This is a genomic window from Clostridium algoriphilum, from assembly GCF_020443705.1.
Taxonomy (GTDB): domain Bacteria; phylum Bacillota; class Clostridia; order Clostridiales; family Clostridiaceae; genus Clostridium_AD; species Clostridium_AD algoriphilum.
The window spans coordinates 18,242-44,400 of record NZ_JAIZZK010000007.1 but is presented as its reverse complement, the minus strand read 5'-3'; the positions used below and the strand labels follow the sequence as shown (position 1 = coordinate 44,400).

Sequence of the window (26,159 nt, the reverse complement as noted above, 5' to 3'; positions counted from 1 at the left end):
TATCTCCTCTGTATTAATATAATTATATGTTTTTAATCTGCTTCTTTAGTTTATATATTATATCTCTAAGCTCAGCAGCTCTTTCAAAATGTAAATCTTTAGCTGATTGCTTCATCTCATTTTCATACTTATCCATTAACTTTTTAGTCTCTTCGTAATTTGCACTCATTGCAGCTTCGAGAGTTTCATATACCTCTTTATCCTCAGCTACTGTTATAGATCCGATAACTTCCCTAATATCTTTAACAATAGTAGTTGGCGTAATACCATGCTCTTCGTTATAATCCATCTGAAGTTTTCTACGCCTTGTAGTTTCATCCATAGCTTTTTTCATGGATTTTGTTATTTTGTCAGCATACATTATTACCTTACTCTCTGAATTTCTTGCAGCTCTTCCTATCGTTTGAATTAACGAGGTTTCGGAGCGCAAAAATCCTTCCTTATCTGCATCGAGTATTGCAACAAGTGCTACTTCTGGAATATCTAGTCCTTCTCTTAAAAGATTTATACCTACTAACACGTCAAACGTGCCCAGCCTAAGGTCTTGAATTATCTTCATTCTTTCTATTGTATCAATATCTGAATGCAAATAGGTTATTTTCATATCCATTTCTCTAAAATATTTAGTCAAATCCTCTGACATCTTTTTCGTAAGAGTTGTAACTAAAACCCTAAACCCTTTTTTTATTGTATCCTGAATACTAGCATATAAATCATCTATTTGACCTTTAACTGGCCTTATAACAATCTCAGGATCTAATAATCCCGTAGGTCTTATTACTTGCTCTGCGATATTTTCACTATGTTCTTCTTCATAGCTACTTGGAGTTGCACTTACAAAAATTGTTTCATTCATGCTGCCCTCAAACTCTTGAAATGTTAGGGGTCTATTATCATAAGCTGACTTAAGCCTAAACCCATAGTCAATTAAATTAGTCTTCCTTGATTTATCTCCTCCAAACATAGCCTTAACCTGTGGAAGAGTTACATGACTCTCATCTATAAACATTAAATAATCATCAGGAAAATAATGCATTAAAGTTTGAGGAGCTGTTCCTGCTGGCCTACCATCTAATATTCTAGAATAATTCTCAATACCAGTACAATAACCAACCTCGCGCATCATCTCAATATCATAATTAGTTCTTTGCTTAAGTCTTTGTGCCTCGAGTGCTTTATCTTCCTCAATAAGCTCTTTAAGCCTTACCTCTAATTCTTCTTCTATTCGTGCTATACCAATCTCTAATTTATCTTTTGATGTGGCGAAATGGGATGCTGGGAAAATAGAAACATGTTTTCTGGTTCCGATAATTTCTCCTGTAAGTGAATCAAAAACTCTAATCTTTTCTATTTCATCTCCAAAAAACTCTACTCTAATTCCTTCACTAGACGATGAAGCTGGGAATATATCAACAGTGTCCCCGCGTACTCTAAAGGTTCCCCGAATAAAATTAATGTCGTTTCTTTCATACTGTATATCTACTAAATGCCTTATTACTTCATTTCTATCCTTTTCCATGCCTTCCCGAAGGGATACTGTAAGTTTTTTATACTCCTCAGGGTTACCAAGCCCATATATACATGAAACTGAAGCCACAACTATAACATCATTACGCTCAAGTAATGCAGATGTAGCTGAATGTCTTAATTTATCAATATCATCATTAACAGATGAATCTTTTTCTATAAATGTATCGGTCTGTGCAACATAAGCCTCAGGCTGATAATAATCATAATATGACACAAAATACTCTACACAGTTATCAGGGAAAAATTCTCTAAACTCTGAGCAAAGCTGCGCCGCTAAGATTTTATTATGAGCAAGCACCAATGTTGGCTTTTGAACTCTCTCAATAATATTAGCCATAGTAAAAGTTTTACCCGAACCAGTTACCCCTTTAAGAGTTTGAAACTTTTTACCCGCATCTATTCCTTTCACAAGACTATCTATAGCCTGTGGTTGGTCCCCAGTGGGTTTAAACTTTGAATGCAACTTAAACTCATACATAAAATCACCGCCTTATTTTCCTTTATCTGAACGTTTGTTCGTTACTTAACATTTTAACTATAACTTTTTGATATGTCAATATCGTATTTCTAATCCTATAATAAGCTATGAGTGTTCACTATATAGAACACTCTTAATTAATCTACATTTACTATAATAACATCATTATGAACTTTTGTAGGGGGGTCAGTCTAATATTTATTCTAGTAATTATTTACTGTATTTTGCATTTCTTACATTAACACTAAATATGTACTAATAATAATTATTCATTAGTCTAATTAATTTCTAACTTACTATACTATATTAAATTAAAGAATTTACAAATTTACACAATGTAAACAAAATAGACATCATATTGACACCTTTTTGGTATTAATAAGGGCTATAATTATATTATGGATAGATTCAAAATAAATTATGAGGAGATATTAAAATGAAACATGTGTCTTTTAAGTCCAAAATGTTTTCAGGCTTACTAACAGGGGGAATACTTATATCCACTGTTACTACGACATTTGCAACAACTACTAACACATTAAGTATTAGTAAAAAGGCCTCATTAACAAATGAATGTAAAAGTGTAAATACTAATATACACCAATCTTTAGACAAAAAATATGAAAACGTTGTAACTGGTAACACTATAAGTGTAAATCAAGCTAATAAAATTAAAGCTATACTAAATAAAACTGAAGGTTCAAAGAAAACAACATTTGAAAAGACAAAAGATATTACCGATCGAGAGAATAATATATATATGACTAGTAACAAGATAAATCATATAAATCCTTTAACATCCCTTGTAAGTAATGGAACTATAACTCAGTCTCAAGCTGACAAAATTATTATGAAGCAATTATATCTATGTCAGTCAAGAATGTTACATAGTTTCCTTTAAACATCTATTTTAAATAATTAACCATATATAAAAAACACCTAGCCTCCCATTATATTAATGTTAGGCTAGGGGTTTTTTTATGTATTGCTTTCTAAACTTTAGATAAAATAAGCTACTTTTAACTTCCATTTTAAACCATGGGTAGAAGTGCATTAACATTCTCATGAAAAAGATTCCAATTAATTCATTTATAACCATAACATAATTATAGTTGCATTAATATAGATAAAACCACTGTAAAGCATTAATTCATAATACTTTACAGTGGTTCTATTTAATTAAATAATATTTCAGTTCGTTCTCAATTAAGAAAAGAGAAACTTCTTCCAGTTTCAAGTTTAAAATTTAAAACTTTTGACAATGTATTTATATCCCCTTTAAATGGATAACAAAGCAATCTGTTTTCGTTATCAAAAATCATAAGAAATGGTGTTTCATGTTTAGGAACTATTATATAGACATCATTCACAACTGTGTTTAAGTTTTTATTCTGTACAGTAACAGATGGGTAAAGTGGTACCCTAACCGCATACCCATCATCTGTAAGAGGATTACTTTTGCCATAAATGGCATCTACATTTTTTATCCATTCCGTAACCATATTGTTAATTTTCGGATTTAACTTAACTACCTTAACTACCTTTTCTTGCTTTGGGTCAAAAATTTCAACATCCTTAAATCCTTCAGCAAAAATAACTGTTGGATGTAATAATATAATAAATAAAACTATGATTGCTAGTATTTTTTTTTTCATAAACATCACCCATTTATTAATCTGCCCTTAATAAATGTAGTTATGTTGTAGTGATGTATATAATTAAAATAAATTTATTTAGTTAATGTATTATAATTCATTATTAAGATTTTTAATACGCTTAGCCATTTATGACAGCAGAAGGATTGTTGAAATTATGTCTTTTTCCATGAGAATGCTAATAAAAGTATATATTGCGTAGAATGCGTTTGAATAAGCCTTAGTAATTCTTAATTTATTTTATTTTCAGGTGTGTAAAGAAAAACGCATGTTTGAGTGAAGCGAGTTTGCGTTTTTTAGCAACTGAAAACAAAATAAATTTTAGAATTACTTAGCGAAATGAACGCATTTAAGCAATATATACTTTTCATAATAGCATTCTCTAAGAAAAATTTATTTCTTGTCTTCATTTTCATCTTTATCTTTCATTTTGTCCATTATGTCTTTAAATGTTTCATCATTCACTTTCACTATAGTTGTGTCTTTAGGCACCTCTCTTGGTACAATTACTATTCCTAGTCTTTTATTATTAGTTATATTGCTAAATTGGGTGTCTTTTAATTCCCCTGAGGGTTTTTTAATTCTAAAAGAGAGTGCATCAAAGTTTCCTTTAATTATATTAAATATTTCTTCTTCAGACTCTATTTTTTTATCATTAACCATTACAAGCAAGTCTCCACTTTGAATTCCCATTTGAAAAGCAGGCGATTTTGGGACAACTGCAAGCACCATAATTCCATCATCACTACTAACATATTTTGGTTTAAAAGTAAGTTCCATATGCTTTTCTAATCGTAGCATTGCTTCATGAAGTCCTGCTGCAAATATTAAAATGAATATTTGATAACCTACTCCGAGTATCGCAAGTCTTGATATAGCCGTTAACAGTATTCCATAGACTATTATTAAAGCCCCTGAAGTAAATGTTTTCTTTCTCTTACTTTTAGTAAAAGTTATACTGCTATAACCTATTACTCCATATAAAGCAATAGATGCTATGACTGAACTTTTAACTATTCGCTGGGCTATATCCCCTTGTATCAAATGCCTCCACTCAGAAATCATAATGCTCTGTCCAACTGCTAAATCTGATGAAGTTGCACTTAAAAGTATGAGTAAAGCAACTGGTAATGCCCAATATCTTTTTAAGGCGAATCCACCAATTATTTTATCATCTCTGTTAGTAAACACCGGAATAGCTCCTCTTGAACCATCTAGCATTACTAAGCCTCCCTCTATAATATGCAATATTCCAACCAAAGTCATTAATGTTAGAATATCAATGTTAATAACATTTAATTGTGGTTTCTGTAAAGAAATGGCTGCATATTTAAGCAGTAGGCTGGCTAAACCTAATACTGCACCAGAATAAGAGAAACAAATAAATCTAGGTTTAAATGCCATAAAGAATAATGACACCATAAACAATAAATAAATATTTGAATTTTCATCAAAAACTAGCCCTGAAAATGTAAATATTAGACTCGCTATAGCCCCTGCAAAAATCCCTATTACAATTTGAGATATAGTTAGTTCAAAAGGTGAGTCTAAACTCTCTCCCATTATCATTTTTTGCATAGCAGCTATTTTTTTATTTTTATTATAAAAAATTAACGCAATCATTATTAAAATAAACGCATTAGAAGGGTCTGCAATTGCATAAGCAACTGCTCTTAAAGTATGTATTGCAATTTCCATTGACTAAAATTCTCCTTCCATATTACTGTCAAACACGTTATATTCGAAGCATAACATAAGTAAAAGCATTACTTATCGCATGTAGAATAAAAACGTTGTTAAAAACCAAATATCTACCAAATTTCTTGGTAGATACTTGGATAAATATCCCTATGTTATTACTTAATTTTATCATTAGCTAGTTCTAAAGCTTTTTTAAATTGTGGATCTGTATCCCTATCATATACCTTCTCTTTAAGTGCTGTTGGATAAACAACTGCAACTCCTGGTTTTATACCAATATGATGTATATTTTCACCATTCGGAGTGTAGTATTTTGATATAGTAACTTTCAATGCGGTACCATCATCAAAACCATCCACACCTCTATAAAGCATAGTTTGAACCACACCTTTACCAAAGGTTTTTTCTCCCACTAAAGTACCAACCTTATAATCCCTTACAGCTCCTGCAAAAATTTCTGATGCACTAGCTGATCCTGAATCTGTTAGAACAGTTAATGGCATGCCTACTGCTAGACCACCCTTAGATTTATATTCTGTCTTTTTCTTGTTTTTATCTATTGTGTATACTAGAACTTTTCCTTTAGGCACAAAATTAGATGTTAAATCTACACATTGATCTAAAAGTCCACCTGGATTTCCTCTTATATCAACTATTAGACTCTTCATACCTTGGCTTTGTAATTCTGCTAATTTTTTATTAAAGTTACTACTAGTATTTTCATCAAACATTGTAAGTTGAATATACCCAACCTTATTTGCTAACATCTTACCTTTAACTGTTACCAAATCAATAGTTGCACGTTTCATGTTGACCTGGAAAGTACCTTTTCCTTTTCTGTTGATAGTTAAGGAAACTGGTTCATTTACCTTACCTTTCATCATTGTAACAGCTTTTTCTAATTCTTTTCCAGATACTTCTGTTTTATTAACCTTTTCTATAACGTCTCCAGAAATCAATCCCGCTTTTTTAGCTGGTGATCCATCAAAAGGTGCAATTACAACTATATTATCATCCTTAACCCCTACTTGTAATCCAAGTCCAGTGTAAGCTCCTTCTGTTTGTGTATTAAAATCTGTAAACTCTTTTTTATTCATAAAAGTTGTATAAGGATCTTTTAGGGAATCAGTCATGCCTTTTATAGCACCCTCTACTAAAACATCATCACTAATTTTACCATCGTAATACTCATATAGTTTATTTCTTACTAAAAACAGTTTTTGGAATTTCAATACTTGACTATAAGCATCTCTTCCAATTAATACTTTCCCATTAGGGAGTCCTAAGGAAATTCGATTTGATATAAATAAAGTTATACAATTTGTAACCAAAAGCAAAACTACAATCCATACAATCATTTTTCTTTTTTTTGCTTTAGGCATCTCATTACTATTCTTTACAACTTTAAATTTATTTTCATCACCCATTTTATTCACCTCTTTGCAATTCTCTATATATTATTATGTAAATATAAGAATTTTATAACACTATTATTAAATAAACATATGAATAATTTTATTTAATATTACACAATTAAGAATTTTCTTATTGATATAGCGCTTCCTACAGCTCCAATAACTAAGCCGCCCAACATAAATTGCCATAAAGTAGTGCTTAATATAAAATGAGGATTTATAAGCGTAATTCCGAGGATTGCACTAGTATACTTATGGAAAACAAATGCATAAGCATAATATAGTACTCCAGTAGAAATGACTGCTCCTGATATACCAAGTATCATACCTTCGATAATAAATGGCCATCTTATAAACCAATCAGTAGCACCAACAAATTTCATTATACCTATTTCTTTTTTTCTTGAGTATACTGTAAGCTTAATGGTATTTCCTATTAAGAATAAAGAAACACTAACTAAAGTCACAAATAATACAACACCTATAATTTTAAGAGTATTTGTTATACTTATAATTTTATCAACAACTTCTCTAACATCCTTAACCTTGTCTATACCCTTTAGCCCATTAGTTGCTTTAACTACATTACTTACAACTTCTGGTTTATCTACTTTTACTACATATGCATTTGGAAATGGGTTCTGTTTTTCAAATCCTTGTACTAAGGATTTGCTATCTGGTCCAAATTGTTTCTTTACCTTGTTTAGCGCATCACCCTTGTCTTCAAATTTAACTTCTGAAACTCCTTGAACTTTATTTACTGCTCTTTCTATTGCCGACTTTTCTGATATCGTTACCTTATCATTAAGATAAATTTTTACCTCTAATTTAGCACCTAATTCTTGAACTCCTGCATTAACATTAAAAACTATTAATAAAAACACCCCTAAAATAAATAGAGTAGCTGCAACTGTAGCCACCGATGCCAAACTAACGGTTTTATTCCTTTTCAAACTTTTTAAAGCATCAACTATAAAATATTTAATTGTACTAATCTTCATAACCGTATCTTCCCCTTTGCTCATCTCTAACTAGAACACCTTTTTCTATAGCAATTACTCTCTTTTTCATAGAGTCTACTATATTTTTTGCATGTGTCGCCATTAGTACCGTAGTACCAGCCTTGTTAATATCATTTAAGATATCCATAATACCTAATGCAGTTTCAGGATCTAAATTTCCTGTTGGCTCATCTGCTATTAACAAAGTAGGATTATTTACTATAGCTCTCGCAAGTGATACTCTTTGTTTCTCTCCGCCAGAAATTTCATTAGGCAAAGCCATATGTTTTTTAGATAATCCAACTAAATCTAAAACATAAGGTACTTTTTTCCTAATTTCTTTTGCAGAACATTCTGTTGCCCTAAGTGCAAACGCCACATTTTCATAAACATTTAATGTATCAATCAGCCTGAAATCTTGAAAAACTACTCCAATTTTTCTTCTGTGGTACGGTACTTTTTTTCTAGATAATTTTGTTATATCCATATTGTTTATAATAATGTTACCTGTAGTTGGTTCTATCTCTTTTAAAAGAATTTTAACAAAAGTAGATTTTCCAGCTCCACTAGGACCTACAAGGAATACGAATTCCCCCTTTTCAATAGTTATGTCAATATTTGACAAAGCTACTACATTATTATCATAAATCTTACTTACTTTCTTTAATTGTATCATATTCAACTCTCCTTACCCTGTTTATGTAATTCATTACAGTAAAATCACTAATAACATTATACCATAATGACTAGGTCTGTAATAAAATTTATTATAAAATTTCCGTGAATATTATTCAAATTATGCTAAATTATTTAGCATAATTTATAAATGATTACTTTTTCAATTAAACCCAATATTACAATATTCTACACTTTAATGAGATAATTTTCAAATTTTTAGGGGTAACAACAAAAATAAGGGCAATAAATGCCCTTACTATTCAACAAGGGCAATAAATTTCCTTGTCCATTTTACAAACCTACGCTAATTAAAAGCGCAGTATCTACTTTTTTCATATCTCCATCAGTCATATGACCGATTTTTTCTTTTAATCTTTTTTTATCTAATGTTCTTATCTGTTCCAGCAAAACTACAGAGTCTTTATTTAGACCATACTCTTCAGAAGAAATTTCAACATGAGTAGGGAGTTTTGCTTTATTTATCTGAGAAGTAATAGCTGCAATAATAATAGTGGGACTATACTTGTTACCTATATCATTTTGAAGTATAATCACTGGCCTAATCCCACCTTGCTCTGAGCCTACAACCGGACTCAAATCAGCATAAAATATATCTCCTCTTTTTACTATTGTTGTCATTTGACAAATCACTCTCCGAAAGCTTAACTTCGTATTCTTTAAAATCTTTAATATCAATCTCAAAACCCATATTAGCTATTTTTAAATTTAACTCGGCCATTTCTAAATATCCTTGTTTCATTTCGTCTATATATTTGAGTTTTTTCTTTTCCTCAATATATAGTATTATAGCTTCCCTAATAAATTCACTTCTTTTTTTACAATCTTTTTGAAGTGCCTTATTAAATTCAATATAAAGTTTTTTTGAGAGGTTTATTACTAGTTTCTTTGAAGTTGACATATAGAATTTAATACCTCCTATTAGTAAAGCAACAATATGTATGAAATATATTATAATTCAACCTATGTCAATCTGTCAAAGAAATTATTCGTAATTTCGCCCTTTTTCAACAATTACCACTACACACAAATAGTTTATTCTACATATAAAACCATGAATCCTATATGTATTTTCTTATTTTCACAACCTCATCTTGTTTAGTATATACTCTTGGAACTCGTTTACCTATCATGCAAACTACTTCGTAACTGATTGTACCAATCAGGTCTCCTATTATATCTGCAGTAAATTTCTTGTCTCCATCTTCACCTATAAGTATAACCTCATCTCCTACTTTTACTCCATTTATTTCTGTAACATCAATCATACATTGATCCATACAGATCTTACCTATAACTGGAGCAAATTCACCCTTTAAGATTACCTTTCCCTTTTCAAATAAGAGCCTTGTATACCCATCAGCGTATCCAATTGGAAGAGTAGCTATAACACTTTCTTTTTGAGTTTTATATTTTCTTCCGTAACTTACATATTCTCCAGGTGGAAGTGTTTTTATGTGCACTACATTTGTTTTTAAAGTCATTACAGGTAATAAATTTATCTTCTCTTTATTTACCTCGTCAGAAGGATAATAGCCATATATTATTATTCCCGGGCGTACTGCCTCATAATGAGTTTCTGGCAAATCTATAATAGCAGCACTGTTGGCAATATGCCTCATCTTTATGTACACTTTTTTAGCTTTTAACTTTTCATAAAAATCATCGTACTTTTTAACTTGTTCATAAGTATATGTCTTATCTTTTTCATCTGCGGTGGAAAAGTGGCAAAACATCCCTACTATAAGTATATTAGGTAGCTTACTTATATTATATACTTCCATAGCACTCTCATCGTTTGGTAGATATCCTATTCTGCCCATACCTGTATCTACTGCAATGTGAATTTTAGCTATCTTGTTTTCTTTTACAGCCATCTTTGATAATTCACTTGCAAATTTATATGTGTATACGGTTTGTTGAATATCGTATTTCAATAAATTATCTATTAAATTTGGCGGTGTAAACCCTAAAATCATTATTGGACATTCTATACCTGACTTCCTTAGTTCCATCGCTTCGCTTTGGATTGCTACTGCTAACATATTGGCACCATTTTTCAGAAGCACTGGGGCCACATCCACTGCTCCATGTCCATAAGCATCTGCCTTTACAACAGCTATAATATTTTCACTCTTAGCAAGCCGTCTAATTTCCCTCATATTATGAGCTAATTTATCTAAATCAATTTCTGCCCATACAGGCCTTAAATGTCTAAACATGACCTTCACCTCATTTGTTTATTGCAATTTAATTTACTTCTAACGAACTTTAAACTCTGACGGATTAATTTTTACGTTAGGAAGAAATTTTGTATATCTTATTGCAATTTTTTCTTTATTATTAAGATCGTATATAAGCATCTTTTCCGGCAACATGCTTTTATTATTAACATAAAGCATTGCTTTATTAATATTTTTATTGTTACCAGGAATAAATAAATCAATTACTGTGTAATCAATTCCATTGATAGTTTTACTTACATATTCAATTTTCTCATTGGTATACAATAATCCTATGTATTCACCAATAAAACTTAGTTTAAGTACTCCGTCAAAATCCTTACTCTGTACATACTTAGTTCCATTGTTTTTGTCACTGACATAAATCTTATTGTCATTTTTGTAAACAAACACTCTATTTTTATTTAGCTCTAATTTGTATCCACCTCCTTGCAGATATGATTGTTTGGCATTATAGTTAATCGTTTGTTTATCATTTTTTATATCCATAGTCATTTCTGTAGTATAGCTTTCCATGTTTTTTAAATAAGTTGTAATATCATTAGTATCTTTTGGTTTTTTATTACAAGAAGTTAATAGCATAGAACTTAAAATCAGTAAAAGGCTTAATAATAATAGTGCTCTTTTTTTCATTGTTATCCTCCTAGCATTACTCTAGAGATGCAAAAACAATTATTAATTGTTTTCTACTTCAACAACTCACTCTACTATTAATACTATTACTAATGGTTTCACACTATTACTATATTGTTTAACTATCCTAAAACAGGATCTGCAACTATTTGTATACACTCTTCTTCATCTTTTTTATTGACTTCAAATATAGCATAAGCTACGGCACTATCTTCCCCATGAGATATACTAAGATGAATTTTATATTGCCCTTCTTTTTTGGCTATTAATTTTGCTTTCCCTTTCAACGTCACTATTGGTTTTCCAAGAGTTGTCCTATCAATTTCAATATCTTTAAATTCGAATCCTCTAAATCCCGTGCCTAAAGCTTTCGCAACCGCTTCTTTGGCAGCAAATCTTCCAGCGATGTATTCAGGTCTTAAATTTCTGCTTTTAAGATATTCTAATTCATCACTTGTAAATATTTTTTCTAAAAACCTAGTGTTGCTTTCTATAGCATTTTTTATACGTCTTATTTCTACTATATCGGTACCTACACCGAGAATCATAACTATCACTCCTACCTGTTAATTTATGTCCTAAATCTTAGTAATCAAATCCAAAACACAAATTTAAACTTTATCATTATAAATCTATAATAATACAATAATATAATACAATCTTGATTATAAATAGCTTTATTTTAGTTTTTTATATAAAATCTTTTTAATTATATGTTAAAGTGAATTTATATGGGCAAATTTCTATGTATGTATTATTTAAAACTGAATTTCTTCTAATTTATAATAGTACCATAAATCTTTCAATTTTAAAACTCTTCATTATATAACAAAAAAGAGCAGTCCCTCTGAAGGAGGAGCAGCTCCTAAATATGTTAGGCTAATATGCATATTAACAAGTAGCTATGTCTTTTAACATTTCATCATCAAAATCACTAGTATACTCATCGATATACTCACCCAATATATCAATCATGTGAATAGGTGACACTGTGTTTTCATATACCATTTTTAAGAGATTTTTAACTTTATATCTTTGTGGACTTATATTTTCTACACAATCTCTTTGTATACGTACAACTGTTCCATCAACCATGTCTTGTCTTTCTATTTCAATACCATAAGCTTGCACCTTAGTAAATTCACCATACATTGAAACAGAAATCTGACTTTTTACTAGTCTATAAAAATAATTATGATTTACATCACCATCTGTTACTTTTTTAAATAAGTTTTCCAAAATTACCATAATGTTTTCCCCCTATACTATGTTATGAGAATAGATTAACATTACTTATTAAAAAAATCTGTCATTTTATGATGTGTATATCAAATGTATTATCTCGTTTAAATGACAACAACAACCCTTTACACCCATAATGCCACGATTAACTAAGAATAGTGAGTCAACTTAGTATAAATGTGGTGAATTATTTTGTCGAAATTATAATAAATTTATCTAAAAGTTTTTTATAAATTATTGAATATTTTTTTATTAAATTGTATTTTTTCTTTATAACCACGTTTATATTTTAAAAATATAGTTATTTTGTAAATAATTATCATAATATTTGTTTATTCCTCTCCTTATTTTGTGTAAGCTTTAATCTCATTCAGTTATTTGTAAATTTTTTCCTTTATCTGTTTCATCATTTTATATCTATTCACACCAATGTATTTACATAAATCCTCCAATATTAATAATGCAGCAATAACCATAGTACAATCATCATTTGGATAATCGTCTAGAGCATATCGATTTTTATATATAATCAAACTAGATTTTTTACAACTAATTGTTTTATATAATTCATTAAGTGTGTCATATAATATAGAGTATGAAATTAAGATAAAATCTCCTTTAGCTTTCTCACTTCCATTTACCACTTCTCTAATAATTCTATTTAAAGAAGTGTTCTTGTAATACTCCACCATTTTCAAGGCATAATTATCCTCAATAAATTTACCTAACGTCTCTGCATCTATAAGGGTTATCTCACCCTTTGTATTAAAAAACACACCCACATCTAATATTCCGTTTTTTTCCTCGTTTATTTCTGATAATATTTTTTTCATTCTATTATTAAAATAACTAGTGAATTCACCCTTTGTAATAAAAAACTCAAGTTCTTTTGCAGATACCACATATACTAACTCCGAAAAACTTTTATAAGCTTTATTTAAATGACTTTTATTATCTCCATCTATTTCATTCATACTCTATCTCTCCCCACTGTAACGAATACATTTAGGATTCTCAATTATCCTCTATTTAGTGTGGCTAAATTGATTTAAAGTATACTAATAAGCAATAAAATAAATAATCTCTTACCACTCGGTAAGAGATTATTTATCATAAAACATTTAAAAAAGCTGGAAAAGCTACAGATAATCCTGTAACAATAAGTCCACATATAAAAGATCCTACAACCGCACACATAACCGACCTTTTAAAATCTAATTTTAAGAAAGCAGCTATCGCAGTTCCAGTCCAAACCCCTGTAGTAGGAAGAGGTATTGCAATAAATGTTATAAGTGCTATCTCCTCAAATTTTTCAAATTTAGATTTATTCTTGTTTATCTTTTTATCGATTAAATTATATATACCACTAAATAATTTATATCTACCTAACCATTGAAATATTTTATTAAAACATATTAATACAAAAGGAACTGGCAACAAACTTCCAACAAAAGTTAAAAAAAACACCACTATAGGACTAATATGATACTCATATATTCCTAGTGGTATAGACACTTTCTGCTCAAAAAGTGGCACCGCTGCCAGCAATAAAACTTTTAACCAATCCATATAAATTCTCCTTATTTATAAATTTTCTTTAGTTCTATTATTTAAAATAGTACTATAAAGGCATACTTTTAAATAACAATAAAACTATAGCATAAAAAGTGTTTACTGTAAAACAGAGCTTACTTTCTATGGGTAAAATAAACTTTTATGGCAAATTGTTATTGCATTCTAAATTTTCTTATACTATACTCTAGGTAATAACTATTATTCTTAAATAATTATTAAAGGAGTGTTATAAATGAAAGCATTAGAAGTGAAAAAAGATATATACTGGGTAGGTGCACTAGACCCTAATCTTAGAATTTTTGATATAATTATGTATACCCCTTTTGGTACTACTTATAACTCATATGTAGTAAAAGGTAGTAAAAAAACTGCGGTTTTTGAAACCGTAAAAGAGAGATTTTTTGATGAATATTTAGAAAGATTAAGTTCTTTAAACATTAAAGTAGAAGATATCGACTATATAGTAGTAGACCATACTGAGCCAGACCATGCAGGCTCTGTAGGAAAGTTTTTAGAAATTGCTAAAAACGCTAAAGTTGTAGGATCACCTTCAGCCATCCAATTCCTTAAGGAAATCATAAATAGAGACTTCGAATACATAACTGTAGGAGATGGAGATACTCTAGATCTTGGAAATAAAACATTATCCTTTATTTCAGCGCCTTTTCTTCATTGGCCAGATTCAATTTATACCTACGTTAAAGAAGACAAGCTGCTTATCACTTGTGATTCTTTTGGAAGTCACTACGCAAGCGAAGCAGTATTTAATGACCTAAACGAGAGTGAGGAAAATTACAGAGAAGCCTTAAAATATTACTTCGACGCTATTATGGGACCCTTTAAGCCTTATGTTTTACAGGCTATAGAGAAAATTAAAGATCTTCCAATAGACGTAATATGTCCAGGTCATGGACCTGTTTTAAGAGATGATCCTTTAAACATAGTAAATCAATACAAACAGTGGAGCCTTCCAGAAAAAGCTACTGAAGTACCAGAAGTTACTCTATGCTATGTCTCAGCTTATGGCTATACAGAATCTATAGCTAAGAAAATAGAAGAAGGAATAAACTCTAGTTCTAATTACAAAGTTAATATGTATGATGTTATTCATCATGACATGAATGATATTTTAGCAAGTATAGGTAAATCTGAAGGGATTATATTTGGTACGCCTACAATAAACGGAGACGCTTTAAAACCAATATGGGATATTTTAATAAATCTAAATCCTATAGTTCATGGTGGAAAAGTAGCTTCTGCATTTGGTTCTTATGGTTGGAGTGGAGAAGGTGTTCCTAATGTAGTAGATAGATTGAAGCAAATCAATCTTGATTTATATCCTTCAATGATGACTAACTTTAAGCCTTCTGAAAAAGATTTAAACTTTGCTTATAAATTTGGTGAAAGTTTTGCTGCGAAGATAGCTGAAAATATAAAAATAAGAAACACTCCGGCTAAACCTTCTACAGAAAAAAGATGGAAATGCGTAGTTTGTGGAGAAGAATTTGATGGACAAAGACCACCTGAAATATGTCCTGCTTGTGGCGCAAGTGCAGATCAATTTATTGAGGTATCAGAAGAAGTGATAACTTTTAGCTCCGATAAAAAAGAGAAATTTTTAATTATTGGTAACGGAGCTGCTGGATATTATGCTGCTGATTCTATAAGAAAAAGAAATAAACAATGTGCTATAGAAATAATATCTAATGAAGAACAATTAACTTACTACAGACCTTCTATTTCTGATGGTATAAGTGAAGATCTTAAAGATGATACTTTCTACCTCTCTCCAAAAGAGTGGTATGAAGAAAATAACATAACTCTTAACTTAGGAGTACAAGTTCAAAGCCTAAACACTAAGGAAAAACAAGTACTACTAAAGGATGGTAAATCTATAAATTATGATAAATTAATTTTAGCAAACGGAAGTCAAAACCGCATGATTCCGACTGATGGAATAGATAAACAAGGAGTATTTACTTTAAGAGATCTAAAGGACTTAAAAGCAATTAAAGATAAGATGAAAACAGCTAAGAGTGCAGTAATTGTAGGTGGTGGACTTTTAGGACTTGAAGCAGCATATGAAATAAAAAAAGCTGGTCTAAATGTTTCAGTAGTAGAATTCAGTGACTCCTTGCTTGGTAAACAGTTAGATAATGAAGGCAGCCTTATACTTAAAGCTGCAGTTGAAAACCAAGATATACAAGTTGTATTAGGTGACTCAGTAACCGTTATTAACGGTGAAAACTCTGTTACATCAGTCACTCTCAAAAGTGGAAAAACAATTGATGCAAGTATGGTCCTATTCTCAACAGGAATTGCACCAAACAAAAATATAGCTGATGAAACCAATATAGACACTAACCGCGGTATATTAGTTAATGAAAAGATGGAGACAAATGTTAAAGATATATATGCATGTGGTGATATTGCAGAATACGCAGGCACAGTATATGGTAACTGGCCTGCCGCTGTAGATATGGGGAAAATTGCAGGTACAAATGCAGTAGGAGACCATAAAGACTACGTGCACGCAACAGGTGTCATATCATTTAATGCTATGGGACTTGAGCTCTTATCTGTAGGTGAAATATCTAAAGAACAATTTAAAGCTGTCAGCTCAAAGGATAGCGAAAACAATGTATACAAAAAACTATTCTTTAATAAAAATGTTTTAACCGGTGGAATTATAATTGGTGACAACAAATCCTCGGCTAATTTAATAACTGACATTGAAGGATCGAAAACACTTGAAGAAGTACTAAAAGGCAATTTAATCTAGTAAAACAAAAAAAGCACATAAGACTTTGCTGTCTTATGTGCTTTTTTTAAGTTGTGGAATCGCAAACAGTCCCAAATTAATTTGATTGCTTAAGAGTTTATCTTTTACTCTAGTATCAGCATTTTCATCAAGTAATGATAGAGTTGTTAAATAAAATTCCAGTAGGTTCAAAATAATTCAAATTAGGGTATAGACTTAAGTTGAAAAATGGTATAGAATAAAAATGTAATCCTTTAACAAGTTTTTTAAAAAACATATGTGGGAACGATACCGTTAAAATAAGGAGGGATATAAAAGTTAAGTAATTATGAATATTTATTTTTTTACTTTTCATGGTAACGATACCACATTTCAAAATTAAATATGTTATTTTAAGGGGGAAAATGTTATGAGCAAAGATACGTTATACAAAAATGCTGCCAGTGAAATATTAAAACTTATAGGTGGCAAAGAAAATATAGTAAGCGCGGCCCACTGCGCAACACGTTTACGGTTAGTTCTAAAAGATGATAGCCTTATCGAAAAAGATAAAATTGAAAACGTAGAGCTAGTGAAAGGAAGTTTCTTAAACGGAGGACAATATCAAGTAATATTGGGACAGGGTATTGTAAATAAAGTTTATGCCTATTTTGCTCTAGAAGCAAACATAAAAGAGATGAGTACTTCAGATGTCAAAAATGACGCTATGCAAAAGCTAAACCCAATTCAAAAAATAGCAAGGGTATTATCAAATATATTTGTACCTATAATCCCTGCAATTGTGGCATCCGGTCTATTAATGGGAACTTTGGGGGCATTAAAAGCCTTTGGTCTTGAGTCAATGTCTCAGACTTGGTGGTGGTCAATGCTAGATTGGTTTAGTTCTTCTGCATTTATATTCCTTCCAATACTAGTAGCATTTAGTGCAGCAAAAGAATTTGGATGTAATCCATATTTGGCGGCTGTTATTGGTGGAATAATGATTCATCCTTCACTTCAAAATGCGTGGACAATAGGTGGAGGATATAAAACTATGCCTATACTAGGCGGGATAATAAAAATGCCGCTAGTAGGCTATCAAGGGACTGTCTTGCCAATTTTGCTTGTAATTTGGATAATGAGCATAATAGAAAAAAGGATTAGAAAAATTGTTCCAGACGTATTAGATATATTTGTAACTCCATTTTTAACTGTTTTATTAACTGGATTTTTAGCATTATCTATAGTTGGACCTTTTGCAATGCTTATAGGAAATGGAATAAGCATATTTTTAACTTTTGCAATTACTAAATTTGGAATATTTGCCGGATTATTATTCGGTGGAACATATTCAATCATAGTTATTACTGGTATTCACCATAGCTTCCATGCTATCGAGCTTACATTATTAGCTAAAACTGGTGCTAATACATTACTTCCTATATGGTCCATGGCAAACTTTGCACAAGGTGGCGCTGCATTAGCTGTATATTTTAAAACAAAAAATTCAAAAACGAAATCTATAGCATTACCCTCTGCTTTAAGTGCATTTTTGGGAATAACTGAAGCTGCTATATTTGGTGTAAATTTAAGGTTTAGAAAGCCCTTTTTAGCTGCACTTGCTGGTGGCGCTGTTGCAGGTGCTTATGTTGCAACAACAAAGGTCGCTATGAATGCTATAGGATTAACCGCAATTCCTGCTCTTACAATAGTAAAACCAGGCTCAATGGTTAATTATGTAATAGGTCTAATTATAGCGTTAACTGTTTCATTTAGTATAACTTATTTTTTAGGCATAGAAGAAGAATAAAAAAATTAGATAGTTTATGAAAAGGTAGGATATTATGAAGATAAAAACACAAGAATTAAATGAAAATATAATTGAGGCAGTAGATAATGTTAAAGACATAGTAAAAGCAGATAAATGGGCATTAAAATATCATATTATGCCCGAGGTAGGATGGTTAAATGATCCTAATGGATTATGTTATTTTAAAGGTGAATATCATGTTTTTTATCAATATTGCCCATTAGATGCTAATGGTGGATTAAAATTTTGGGCGCACTATAAATCTAAGAACCTATTAAAATGGGAAAATTTAGGAATAGCATTATATCCAGACAGCGAATTTGATAAAGATGGAGTTTATTCAGGATCAGCATTAGTAGAAGGAGAAGAATTATATTTATTTTATACTGGTAATGTAAAAGAAGAAGGCAACCACGATTATGTGCTTACAGGTAGACATCAAAATGTAATTTGTGTAAAAAGTATAGACGGAATTAATTTTGGTGAAAAGACAGTAGTATTAACAAATAAAGATTTTCCAAAAAATTTCACTTTACATGTTAGAGACCCCAAGGTTTGGAAGGAAGCCAATGATTATTATATGGTATTAGGTGGAAGAGGAAAAGATAATAAAGGTTATATCCTTTTATATAAATCTAAAGATATGATGGTATGGGAAATACAAAGTATACCAGCAGGAGGGGTAGACGCTTTAGGCTACATGTGGGAGTGCCCAGATTTTTTCACATTAGAAAAAAGAGATGTGTTAATTATATCACCCCAAGGAATTTCTGCTAAGGGGCATTTATATAACAATATATATCAAAGCGGATACATGATTGGAAACTTTGATAAAGATAAAAACAATTTTAATTATGATAAATTTATAGAATTAGATAGAGGATTTGATTTTTATGCACCGCAGACTTTTCTAGATAATAAGGGAAGGCGCATAATGATAGCCTGGATGGGACTTACTGATGTAACTGATTATATTAACCCTACTATAGAAAACCATTGGCAACATGCCTTAACTATTCCAAGAGTGCTTTTTATAAAAAATGAAAAACTAATACAAATGCCTTGTGTAGAAACGGAAGAATTACGAAAAAATCATATAGCTTATAAAATGCGCATTAATAAGGAAAAAAAATTCAGAGAATTAAATGGAGATGTTTTCGAATTAAAACTGAATATAGATCAGCTTGTTGGTGATTTCCAATTAATTATGAGAAATGATTGTAAATTAACTTTCAGTTCGCATAAAAAAATCTTTGAACTTTCTTTAGGTCAAAGTGGATACGGAAGAAATAATAGACAAGTTCAATTAGATAAATTAAAATCCTTATGGATATTTTCAGATACATCCTCTATAGAAATATTCATAAATTCGGGAGAAGAAGTATTTACCACAAGATTTTATCAATGTGGAGAAAATGAAGGAGTAAAAATAATCTGTAATGGGATTGTATCTATAGATAAATGGGATATAATCTAAATAAACTGGTACTTATAGACACTGATATACTCCCCTTAAAGTATACAGATTAAATAATAAAAATCTGTTACTAGAAAGGGGACTGCATTGGGTCAATGTTATTATCGTTTAACTATAAATTTGTTGTTTATTATATTTTATATTTGAATATTCTGTTAATTTTTGTATAATTTAATAAATATATAATACATTAATATTGTACTATAAAAATAATTTATGTAAAATGAGAGGAAATTGTTTATATGAAATATGTAAAGAAAATACCCCCTACTGACAAGACTTTAAGTGATGAGCTACTTGCAAGTGGTTGGAAAAAGTTGAAAGAGCCATCTAATTTGGGAATAACAACTTTACTATCCATCCCTTTTATGTTAATGAATGCAGTTATCGTAATTACTATTATGTATAATCTATATGAACCCTTTCAAGCATTGATGGACAATCAAAATTTTAGTTTTGAATTTATGATAGATTTACGGACTTTATTGTATTTTATTGGAATAATAATATTCATGATACTCCATGAATTTTTACATGCTTGTTTTATTCCTGGAGTACTGACTTCAGATAAAACATATTGGGGTTTAAACGGCATATACGGGTTTGTGTATACTAATGAGCCAATTGTAAAAGGAAGATTTCTACTCATTTCAATTATGCCGTTTTTCATATTATCTATTATACTTCCATTTATACTTAAAATGCTTGGAATATTAAATGGCTATACTATTCTTCTATGCCTTATAAATGCAATGGGTTCATGTGTAGATATTTTTAATATATGTCTTGTAATAAAACAAATTCCTAATGGAGCTAATATTATAAATAATGGATTTGAAACATATCACAAAATCAACTTACATCGATCTCTTTAATAGCATCTATTAATTGAATTGCCTCATTTATTACAAATTTATTATTAGGACATTTATTTCTGTCATATCCCCAACCATATTCAACTATAATTATGTGTTCAATTTCAGCCTCAATTGCAGAAGTATAATCTGACAATCTATCTCCAATTACTATAACTTCATTACTCTTAAGTTTATACTTTTCAAGTATAAACTTAAATTTTTCTGATTTATTAATCGCACAATTACCATCTATAAAAGAAAAATACTTATGTATATTATTATTTTCAAGCTTTTGTAATACCTCTTTTGTATAATTTGAAGAGATTAAAATTACTTCATAATGTTCATTTGCCCAGCTTAAAACATCTTTAATTCCACAAAAGATTTCTGGATTTTTGTTCTCTAACTCTTCTCCAAAAATTTTCATAGCTTTTGTTTGATTATCTTTATCTATGCCTAAATTTTTGTAACATTCACTAAAATTATCTCCATATGTTTTTCTAAATTCTTCAATTGTACTCGGAATTTTTACATTAAGTTTACTGCCTATAGTCTTATATATATCATAAACAGTAATAAATGAATCTACTATTACACCATCATAATCAAAAATTACAAGTTTAATCATTGTTACCCCCTATCTTAATAATTTGGTTACTATTATATGTATGTTATCAATTAATGTTCAATAACAATTGAATTAATTAACTTGTTCATTTATGTATCTTTATTTTGCATTTCACTTAATATTATACCATTAAGCATCACATTAGCATGTTCTCTTAGAGAAGAAAAAGATTTAGACCTCATATAAAAAATTGCGATGATCGTGTATTATGATAGACTAATATATTATATTAAAAGAAAAAACATCCGATATCCAGATGTTTTTTTATATTTCATTAAATTTTAACTGAGCTTGTCTAACTAAATATTCAACTGATAACATATTATATTACCTAAAAATAACCTCCAAAGGTTTTCTATCCACTAACCTCTTATAGCTATACTTAGGATATCCAACCATAACAGCGGCTGTTATTTTTTTTCCTTCTGGAATATTAAATAATTTAAGCATCGGTGAATTCTCAATGGATGCACAATACTCAAAAAAACCAGCCCAACAGGATCCCAGTCCTAGTGAAGGCGCAAATAATTCAAGATAAGTCAAAGAAGAAACAGAGTTACCTCTCGCATTTGAAAAGTTTTTGTCTGCAATGGTTATAATTAAGTTCGGAGCACCACGAAATACTGTATCAACTCCATCTTCCCTGTAAGTTCTGATAGTTTCTTTTAATACATTTCTAAGTGGTGATCTCTCCATAAGCTTAATAGTAAGTTCAGCAGCTTTTTCAATTAATTGTTTATCTTCAACTACTACAAATGATATGCCTTGACTATTACTTCCAGTGGGTGCTAGCCTTGCAACATCAACCAATTTTGTTAATTCTTCTCTTGATACTGATTTCTCTTTATAATTTCTGATAGAGCGACGTGCTCTTAAAAAATGCTCCGCCTCCTGTGCGTTTAACTTAGGAAAATCTTTTGAATCAATTTGTTGTGCTAGGGGTGTTTTTGTATTATCTATAGCAGAATTAGGGCATATAGCAACGCAATGTCCACAAGCAATGCAATTGGATTTTTCTTTTTCTTCTGGTCCCTTTTCGCCCATTTTTAGAACAAATACCGGGCACTCCTTAATGCATTGTCCACATTTAATACATTTTTCTTCATTTACAGTTATAATACTCATTTTGTACATCTCCTTGTTTAATTTAAGTTTCAGCATATTACATAAATTAGACTAACATAATTTTTATTATTCCATTTAATAATTGCATATGTATATGCATATATTATACTAAAAAATTTTCACTTTACTAATCTCTCAATATCTTTTAATGTCTTTAATAATTCTTCAATTCTTTCCTTGCCAATACCATTTTCAATTTTACTTTGCGCTTTCTTCAATATGGGTGTAGCTTCTTCAAGCTTCTTTAAGCCCTTATGAGTTATAGATATACACTTTTTTCTACAGTCCAATTCTTCTTTCTTAATATCAATGTAACCACTCTTTCTAAGTAACTCAACATTTCTTGTTACTGTACTTTGATCCATGAGTAAAATATTACCAAGATTAGAAACCGAAATATTTTCATTAAAAAAGATGTCCAATAAAAGTGAACATTGAGTACTACGAAGTCCTGTTGGTTGAAGCATTTTGTCATAGAATTGAGTAATTGTACGGGTGGTTTTTCTTAGATCACCACAAGTACAGTTCTGTATATGTTTTTTATAAGATGAGTTTAAGCAGCACATAAGTTTAACCTCCAGTACAATATATGTATATGCATATATTATACTTAGGCTAGTTTTATGTCAACCACTATATTTATCAGTTAACCAAAACAAAAACCATCTGAGCGTCAGATAGTTTTTTGATATTATTTTGATTTAATTTTACGAATACTTAAGCTGATATTACTTCAACTACATCACCTATTGTAACTTCTTTTATATCTTTATCTTCTAGATATAAGGTTCCATCTAATGCTGCTTCTTTACTTCCATCAAATTTTAAGCAAATGTGTCCTAAATCTCTTAAATTTTTATTAACTACACCACCTACAGCGGTAATTTTATATTCTGTGTCATCTATCTTTAATATATACCCTGTTTTAATTTCTTCATTAAGCTGATTAATATTATGTAAAATACAATAATCTGCTAAATCCTGTGGTGCATTTTCTTTAAACATTATAATCATCTTTTCCGGATAAAATTGTGGAACCATCTCACCTATTTTTGTTATTTTCGTACTATATATTAAGTTCATTATTATTCCTCCCATTTAATAAAATTATAATGAGTAGTAAAAGCTTTCACCCATATTACTCATTATAATGATTTTATTTACAAACCAATAATTTCATAATCATATTTAGATACGTTAATTATTTCGCATATAATCCAAAGCTTGCTATCCATGCTACAAATACGGTAGTTGGACCTGTTATCCATCTTGAGTAAAGTACAGCTGGAACTCCTACCTCAACGGTTTCAGGTTCAGCTTCTGCAAGACCAAGACCAACTGGTATAAAGTCACAAGCTGCTTGTGAATTTATTGCAAATAATGCTGGTAATGCTAATTGTGGAGGTATTTTGCCGGCGCCAATCTGAACTCCAACTAAAACCCCAATAACCTGTGCTATTACAGCGCCCGGTCCTAAAAATGGTGACAAAAATGGGAATGAACATATTGCTGACAAGAGTAACAATCCATATATATTACCTGCCAATGGTGTTAATACTTTAGCAATAACATCTCCAAATCCTGAACTTGTCATTATTCCAACAAACAAAGCTATAAAAGCCATAAATGGGAGTATTGTATGAATTACAGTATCAATTGTGTCTCTACCTGATTGATAAAATACAGCTATTACTCCTCCCATGCCTTTACCAATTTTGGCTAAAAGACCTGAGGATTGTTGAGTTATTTTCTTATCAGAAGTATATTTATACGTCTTTTTTTCTTCTTCTTTACCTACCACTTGAGCAGATTCATTTTTTTCTTCTACTTCACCTTCATAACTGCTCACACAATTAGGTTTTACAGCTGATATATAAATATCAGGTAATATAAACTCTTTTAATGGACCACTTTTGCCTGTTGCAACTAAGTTTAATGTAGGAATTCTCTTTTTTGGATATATTCCACATCTTAATGTACCACCACAGTCTATTATTACACACGCAGTTTCAGAATCTGGTACAGATGTCTTAAATCCATCTATAACTTCTCCTCCACTTAGTTCTGCAACTTTATTAGCGAGTTCTGGTATTACTCCACCAGTTACACAAACTATTTTATGTTTAGCCTCTGTAAATTTAATTATCAGAGGACCACCAAATCCACCTGAGCCTGCTTTAACTTTAATAGTTTTATATTGCTCCATAAACCTTTCCCCCTTAAGTTAAACATATACTATAAAACAGCTTTTTTACCTAGTACTACTCCTTGTTGTTTTGCGACAAATGATGTTGTAAAATCGGTTATCCATCCTCTAAAGAAATTTGTAACCATTCCAACTAATAAGTACCTCATAGCTAAATCTACTGTGGGTAGACCTAGTGCTGTAATTCCATTTGCTATACCAAGAAATACAAACAATTCGCCTGGATCTATGTGTGGAAATAATCCATTCATAGTATGGCATGAAAATGAAGCTGCAGCATAATAACTTGGTTTGAATTTTTCAGGTAAAAACTTACCTAATGATAAAGTCATAGGATTACAGAAAAAGAATGTTCCTACTACAGGTAAAATCAAATATCTACTAATTGGATTTCCTCCAAGTTTTTTAAATAATTTTTCTACTCTTTCTTCTCCAACAAATTTAATGATTGCATTCATAGCCACTAACAACATTATAAGTGTTGGAATTATGCCAGTAACCATTTCTACGAATACCTTTCCGCCTGCGTTAAAAAGTCCAATAAACCCTGTTGCTAAATTCGTTAATAATTGCATAACAACACCTCTTTATTATTTTTTGTTGAAACTTTAACTAATCACCTCCTTAAATGAGCAGTAATTTTTAACAGCATTTTTAGTAGCTTTCTTTTTTCTAGGATTCATTTTATCTATTATTTTCTCATTTATATGAAGTAAATTTTCATGTTCAATTTCTTTAAACGACCTTAACTTTGCAAATACTGTTATCCCTGTCATTATTTTAGCCTCAACAATTTCTAAGTTATCATCAATACATATCAATACAATTGTACCTGCACTTATTTTCCCCTTTATTTTACCGATTGCTACTTTTCCTTTCCTACGCAATCTTATAAATTCAGCATTAAAATTTTTCATTTGAAAATAGCTAAATATTGCTTGCACTATCCATGAAAAGCCTATTAATATTACTAAAGTTAAAACCATATTTACCCTCCTATCTGTTTTATATTTACTTAATGCTGATATATTATACTTTTTATTAATGATCTCTATATAATTATTCAAAGTGTAGAAAACTAAAATAAAACGTTTACTTTAATTAAAGTCTAAAAATCATGTTTTATATTTTCACTCTTTTTTTGCAC

The 26,159-nt window shown here is 30.2% G+C and carries 26 protein-coding genes; 5 read left to right on the top strand and 21 right to left on the bottom strand.

Annotated features, from left to right (window positions below; translation table 11 throughout):
• Window positions 1-22: 22 nt before the first annotated feature.
• On the bottom strand, window positions 23-2,008 hold the full coding sequence (gene uvrB, locus LGK95_RS07780) for an excinuclease ABC subunit UvrB (protein ID WP_226123845.1): 1,986 nt from the start codon (window positions 2,006-2,008) through the stop codon (window positions 23-25).
• Between the two features lie 436 nt (window positions 2,009-2,444).
• Here uvrB and LGK95_RS07775 point away from each other — a divergent pair, with 436 nt between their 5' ends.
• Window positions 2,445-2,909: a hypothetical protein gene (locus LGK95_RS07775; RefSeq protein WP_226123844.1), complete on the top strand. Its 465-nt coding sequence runs from the start codon at window positions 2,445-2,447 to the stop codon at window positions 2,907-2,909.
• Window positions 2,910-3,210: 301 nt separating this feature from the next.
• Here LGK95_RS07775 and LGK95_RS07770 read toward each other — a convergent pair whose 3' ends face one another.
• From LGK95_RS07770 to LGK95_RS07710, 13 genes are all read right to left on the bottom strand, one after another.
• The gene (locus LGK95_RS07770; protein ID WP_226123843.1) at window positions 3,211-3,663 is read right to left on the bottom strand and encodes a hypothetical protein; all 453 of its coding nucleotides are present in this window, start codon (window positions 3,661-3,663) and stop codon (window positions 3,211-3,213) included.
• A 393-nt stretch (window positions 3,664-4,056) separates the two neighbouring features.
• A complete protein-coding gene (locus LGK95_RS07765) occupies window positions 4,057-5,361 on the bottom strand; it encodes a PDZ domain-containing protein (RefSeq protein WP_226123842.1) in 1,305 nt (434 codons plus the stop codon).
• A 158-nt stretch (window positions 5,362-5,519) separates the two neighbouring features.
• On the bottom strand, window positions 5,520-6,791 hold the full coding sequence (locus LGK95_RS07760; RefSeq protein WP_226123841.1) for a S41 family peptidase: 1,272 nt from the start codon (window positions 6,789-6,791) through the stop codon (window positions 5,520-5,522).
• Window positions 6,792-6,889: 98 nt separating this feature from the next.
• Window positions 6,890-7,780: a permease-like cell division protein FtsX gene (gene ftsX, locus LGK95_RS07755; RefSeq protein WP_226123840.1), complete on the bottom strand. Its 891-nt coding sequence runs from the start codon at window positions 7,778-7,780 to the stop codon at window positions 6,890-6,892.
• Window positions 7,770-8,456 carry a cell division ATP-binding protein FtsE gene (gene ftsE, locus LGK95_RS07750; protein ID WP_226123839.1) on the bottom strand — a complete coding sequence of 229 codons (687 nt, stop codon included), beginning with the start codon at window positions 8,454-8,456 and terminating at the stop codon, window positions 7,770-7,772. The genes ftsX and ftsE overlap by 11 nt, the downstream gene beginning before the upstream one ends.
• A gap of 293 nt (window positions 8,457-8,749) precedes the next feature.
• On the bottom strand, window positions 8,750-9,097 hold the full coding sequence (locus LGK95_RS07745; RefSeq protein ID WP_071614469.1) for a type II toxin-antitoxin system PemK/MazF family toxin: 348 nt from the start codon (window positions 9,095-9,097) through the stop codon (window positions 8,750-8,752).
• On the bottom strand, window positions 9,057-9,377 hold the full coding sequence (locus LGK95_RS07740; protein WP_226123837.1) for a CopG family ribbon-helix-helix protein: 321 nt from the start codon (window positions 9,375-9,377) through the stop codon (window positions 9,057-9,059). The genes LGK95_RS07745 and LGK95_RS07740 overlap by 41 nt, the downstream gene beginning before the upstream one ends.
• 160 nt (window positions 9,378-9,537) lie before the next feature.
• Window positions 9,538-10,698 carry an alanine racemase gene (gene alr, locus LGK95_RS07735; RefSeq protein WP_226123835.1) on the bottom strand — a complete coding sequence of 387 codons (1,161 nt, stop codon included), beginning with the start codon at window positions 10,696-10,698 and terminating at the stop codon, window positions 9,538-9,540.
• Window positions 10,699-10,737: 39 nt separating this feature from the next.
• Window positions 10,738-11,352: a germination lipoprotein GerS-related protein gene (locus tag LGK95_RS07730; RefSeq protein ID WP_226123832.1), complete on the bottom strand. Its 615-nt coding sequence runs from the start codon at window positions 11,350-11,352 to the stop codon at window positions 10,738-10,740.
• Between the two features lie 122 nt (window positions 11,353-11,474).
• On the bottom strand, window positions 11,475-11,900 hold the full coding sequence (gene acpS, locus LGK95_RS07725; protein WP_226123830.1) for a holo-ACP synthase: 426 nt from the start codon (window positions 11,898-11,900) through the stop codon (window positions 11,475-11,477).
• 343 nt (window positions 11,901-12,243) lie between these two features.
• Window positions 12,244-12,600, bottom strand: coding sequence for a DUF6514 family protein (locus LGK95_RS07720; RefSeq protein WP_226123829.1), 357 nt, complete (start codon window positions 12,598-12,600; stop codon window positions 12,244-12,246).
• A gap of 368 nt (window positions 12,601-12,968) precedes the next feature.
• Window positions 12,969-13,568, bottom strand: coding sequence for a hypothetical protein (locus tag LGK95_RS07715; RefSeq protein ID WP_226123828.1), 600 nt, complete (start codon window positions 13,566-13,568; stop codon window positions 12,969-12,971).
• Between the two features lie 136 nt (window positions 13,569-13,704).
• Window positions 13,705-14,163 carry a COG2426 family protein gene (locus tag LGK95_RS07710; protein ID WP_226123827.1) on the bottom strand — a complete coding sequence of 153 codons (459 nt, stop codon included), beginning with the start codon at window positions 14,161-14,163 and terminating at the stop codon, window positions 13,705-13,707.
• Between the two features lie 238 nt (window positions 14,164-14,401).
• Here LGK95_RS07710 and LGK95_RS07705 point away from each other — a divergent pair, with 238 nt between their 5' ends.
• From LGK95_RS07705 to LGK95_RS07690, 4 genes are all read left to right on the top strand, one after another.
• Window positions 14,402-16,951, top strand: coding sequence for an FAD-dependent oxidoreductase (locus LGK95_RS07705; RefSeq protein WP_226123826.1), 2,550 nt, complete (start codon window positions 14,402-14,404; stop codon window positions 16,949-16,951).
• Window positions 16,952-17,339: 388 nt separating this feature from the next.
• On the top strand, window positions 17,340-18,719 hold the full coding sequence (locus LGK95_RS07700) for a sucrose-specific PTS transporter subunit IIBC (protein WP_226123825.1): 1,380 nt from the start codon (window positions 17,340-17,342) through the stop codon (window positions 18,717-18,719).
• 34 nt (window positions 18,720-18,753) lie between these two features.
• On the top strand, window positions 18,754-20,196 hold the full coding sequence (locus LGK95_RS07695) for a glycoside hydrolase family 32 protein (RefSeq protein ID WP_226123824.1): 1,443 nt from the start codon (window positions 18,754-18,756) through the stop codon (window positions 20,194-20,196).
• A gap of 242 nt (window positions 20,197-20,438) precedes the next feature.
• A complete protein-coding gene (locus tag LGK95_RS07690) occupies window positions 20,439-21,071 on the top strand; it encodes a DUF3267 domain-containing protein (protein WP_226123823.1) in 633 nt (210 codons plus the stop codon).
• Here the strand turns inward: LGK95_RS07690 and LGK95_RS07685 are convergent.
• The 7 genes from LGK95_RS07685 to LGK95_RS07655 form a co-directional block, all read right to left on the bottom strand.
• Complete coding sequence (locus LGK95_RS07685) at window positions 21,049-21,681, bottom strand: HAD family hydrolase (RefSeq protein WP_226123822.1); 633 nt, start codon at window positions 21,679-21,681, stop codon at window positions 21,049-21,051. The genes LGK95_RS07690 and LGK95_RS07685 overlap by 23 nt on opposite strands.
• 327 nt (window positions 21,682-22,008) lie before the next feature.
• Complete coding sequence (locus tag LGK95_RS07680; protein WP_226123820.1) at window positions 22,009-22,806, bottom strand: nitroreductase family protein; 798 nt, start codon at window positions 22,804-22,806, stop codon at window positions 22,009-22,011.
• 119 nt (window positions 22,807-22,925) lie between these two features.
• Window positions 22,926-23,372 carry a MarR family winged helix-turn-helix transcriptional regulator gene (locus LGK95_RS07675; protein ID WP_226123818.1) on the bottom strand — a complete coding sequence of 149 codons (447 nt, stop codon included), beginning with the start codon at window positions 23,370-23,372 and terminating at the stop codon, window positions 22,926-22,928.
• A gap of 151 nt (window positions 23,373-23,523) precedes the next feature.
• Window positions 23,524-23,889 carry a PTS glucitol/sorbitol transporter subunit IIA gene (locus LGK95_RS07670; RefSeq protein ID WP_226123815.1) on the bottom strand — a complete coding sequence of 122 codons (366 nt, stop codon included), beginning with the start codon at window positions 23,887-23,889 and terminating at the stop codon, window positions 23,524-23,526.
• Window positions 23,890-24,007: 118 nt separating this feature from the next.
• Complete coding sequence (gene srlE / locus LGK95_RS07665; protein WP_226123814.1) at window positions 24,008-25,012, bottom strand: PTS glucitol/sorbitol transporter subunit IIB; 1,005 nt, start codon at window positions 25,010-25,012, stop codon at window positions 24,008-24,010.
• A gap of 29 nt (window positions 25,013-25,041) precedes the next feature.
• Window positions 25,042-25,587: a PTS glucitol/sorbitol transporter subunit IIC gene (srlA, locus tag LGK95_RS07660; RefSeq protein ID WP_226123813.1), complete on the bottom strand. Its 546-nt coding sequence runs from the start codon at window positions 25,585-25,587 to the stop codon at window positions 25,042-25,044.
• Between the two features lie 33 nt (window positions 25,588-25,620).
• The gene (locus LGK95_RS07655; protein ID WP_226123812.1) at window positions 25,621-25,998 is read right to left on the bottom strand and encodes a transcriptional regulator GutM; all 378 of its coding nucleotides are present in this window, start codon (window positions 25,996-25,998) and stop codon (window positions 25,621-25,623) included.
• Window positions 25,999-26,159 lie beyond the last annotated feature (161 nt).

What these genes read in the sequence shown, in the direction of transcription:
- srlA (WP_226123813.1), bottom strand. Translation starts at nt 25,587, where the DNA reads ATGCAATTATTAACGAATTTAGCAACAGGGTTTATTGGACTTTTTAAC.
- LGK95_RS07720 (WP_226123829.1), bottom strand. Translation starts at nt 12,600, where the DNA reads ATGGTAATTTTGGAAAACTTATTTAAAAAAGTAACAGATGGTGATGTA.
- LGK95_RS07685 (WP_226123822.1), bottom strand. Translation starts at nt 21,681, where the DNA reads ATGATTAAACTTGTAATTTTTGATTATGATGGTGTAATAGTAGATTCA.
- LGK95_RS07760 (WP_226123841.1), bottom strand. Translation starts at nt 6,791, where the DNA reads ATGGGTGATGAAAATAAATTTAAAGTTGTAAAGAATAGTAATGAGATG.
- LGK95_RS07655 (WP_226123812.1), bottom strand. Translation starts at nt 25,998, where the DNA reads ATGGTTTTAACTTTAGTAATATTAATAGGCTTTTCATGGATAGTGCAA.
- LGK95_RS07695 (WP_226123824.1), top strand. Translation starts at nt 18,754, where the DNA reads ATGAAGATAAAAACACAAGAATTAAATGAAAATATAATTGAGGCAGTA.
- LGK95_RS07690 (WP_226123823.1), top strand. Translation starts at nt 20,439, where the DNA reads ATGAAATATGTAAAGAAAATACCCCCTACTGACAAGACTTTAAGTGAT.
- LGK95_RS07700 (WP_226123825.1), top strand. Translation starts at nt 17,340, where the DNA reads ATGAGCAAAGATACGTTATACAAAAATGCTGCCAGTGAAATATTAAAA.
- LGK95_RS07765 (WP_226123842.1), bottom strand. Translation starts at nt 5,361, where the DNA reads ATGGAAATTGCAATACATACTTTAAGAGCAGTTGCTTATGCAATTGCA.
- uvrB (WP_226123845.1), bottom strand. Translation starts at nt 2,008, where the DNA reads ATGTATGAGTTTAAGTTGCATTCAAAGTTTAAACCCACTGGGGACCAA.
- LGK95_RS07745 (WP_071614469.1), bottom strand. Translation starts at nt 9,097, where the DNA reads ATGACAACAATAGTAAAAAGAGGAGATATATTTTATGCTGATTTGAGT.
- LGK95_RS07680 (WP_226123820.1), bottom strand. Translation starts at nt 22,806, where the DNA reads ATGAGTATTATAACTGTAAATGAAGAAAAATGTATTAAATGTGGACAA.
- alr (WP_226123835.1), bottom strand. Translation starts at nt 10,698, where the DNA reads ATGTTTAGACATTTAAGGCCTGTATGGGCAGAAATTGATTTAGATAAA.
- LGK95_RS07730 (WP_226123832.1), bottom strand. Translation starts at nt 11,352, where the DNA reads ATGAAAAAAAGAGCACTATTATTATTAAGCCTTTTACTGATTTTAAGT.
- LGK95_RS07705 (WP_226123826.1), top strand. Translation starts at nt 14,402, where the DNA reads ATGAAAGCATTAGAAGTGAAAAAAGATATATACTGGGTAGGTGCACTA.
- srlE (WP_226123814.1), bottom strand. Translation starts at nt 25,012, where the DNA reads ATGGAGCAATATAAAACTATTAAAGTTAAAGCAGGCTCAGGTGGATTT.
- LGK95_RS07670 (WP_226123815.1), bottom strand. Translation starts at nt 23,889, where the DNA reads ATGAACTTAATATATAGTACGAAAATAACAAAAATAGGTGAGATGGTT.
- LGK95_RS07675 (WP_226123818.1), bottom strand. Translation starts at nt 23,372, where the DNA reads ATGTGCTGCTTAAACTCATCTTATAAAAAACATATACAGAACTGTACT.
- LGK95_RS07740 (WP_226123837.1), bottom strand. Translation starts at nt 9,377, where the DNA reads ATGTCAACTTCAAAGAAACTAGTAATAAACCTCTCAAAAAAACTTTAT.
- acpS (WP_226123830.1), bottom strand. Translation starts at nt 11,900, where the DNA reads ATGATTCTCGGTGTAGGTACCGATATAGTAGAAATAAGACGTATAAAA.
- LGK95_RS07715 (WP_226123828.1), bottom strand. Translation starts at nt 13,568, where the DNA reads ATGAATGAAATAGATGGAGATAATAAAAGTCATTTAAATAAAGCTTAT.
- LGK95_RS07775 (WP_226123844.1), top strand. Translation starts at nt 2,445, where the DNA reads ATGAAACATGTGTCTTTTAAGTCCAAAATGTTTTCAGGCTTACTAACA.
- ftsE (WP_226123839.1), bottom strand. Translation starts at nt 8,456, where the DNA reads ATGATACAATTAAAGAAAGTAAGTAAGATTTATGATAATAATGTAGTA.
- LGK95_RS07770 (WP_226123843.1), bottom strand. Translation starts at nt 3,663, where the DNA reads ATGAAAAAAAAAATACTAGCAATCATAGTTTTATTTATTATATTATTA.
- ftsX (WP_226123840.1), bottom strand. Translation starts at nt 7,780, where the DNA reads ATGAAGATTAGTACAATTAAATATTTTATAGTTGATGCTTTAAAAAGT.
- LGK95_RS07710 (WP_226123827.1), bottom strand. Translation starts at nt 14,163, where the DNA reads ATGGATTGGTTAAAAGTTTTATTGCTGGCAGCGGTGCCACTTTTTGAG.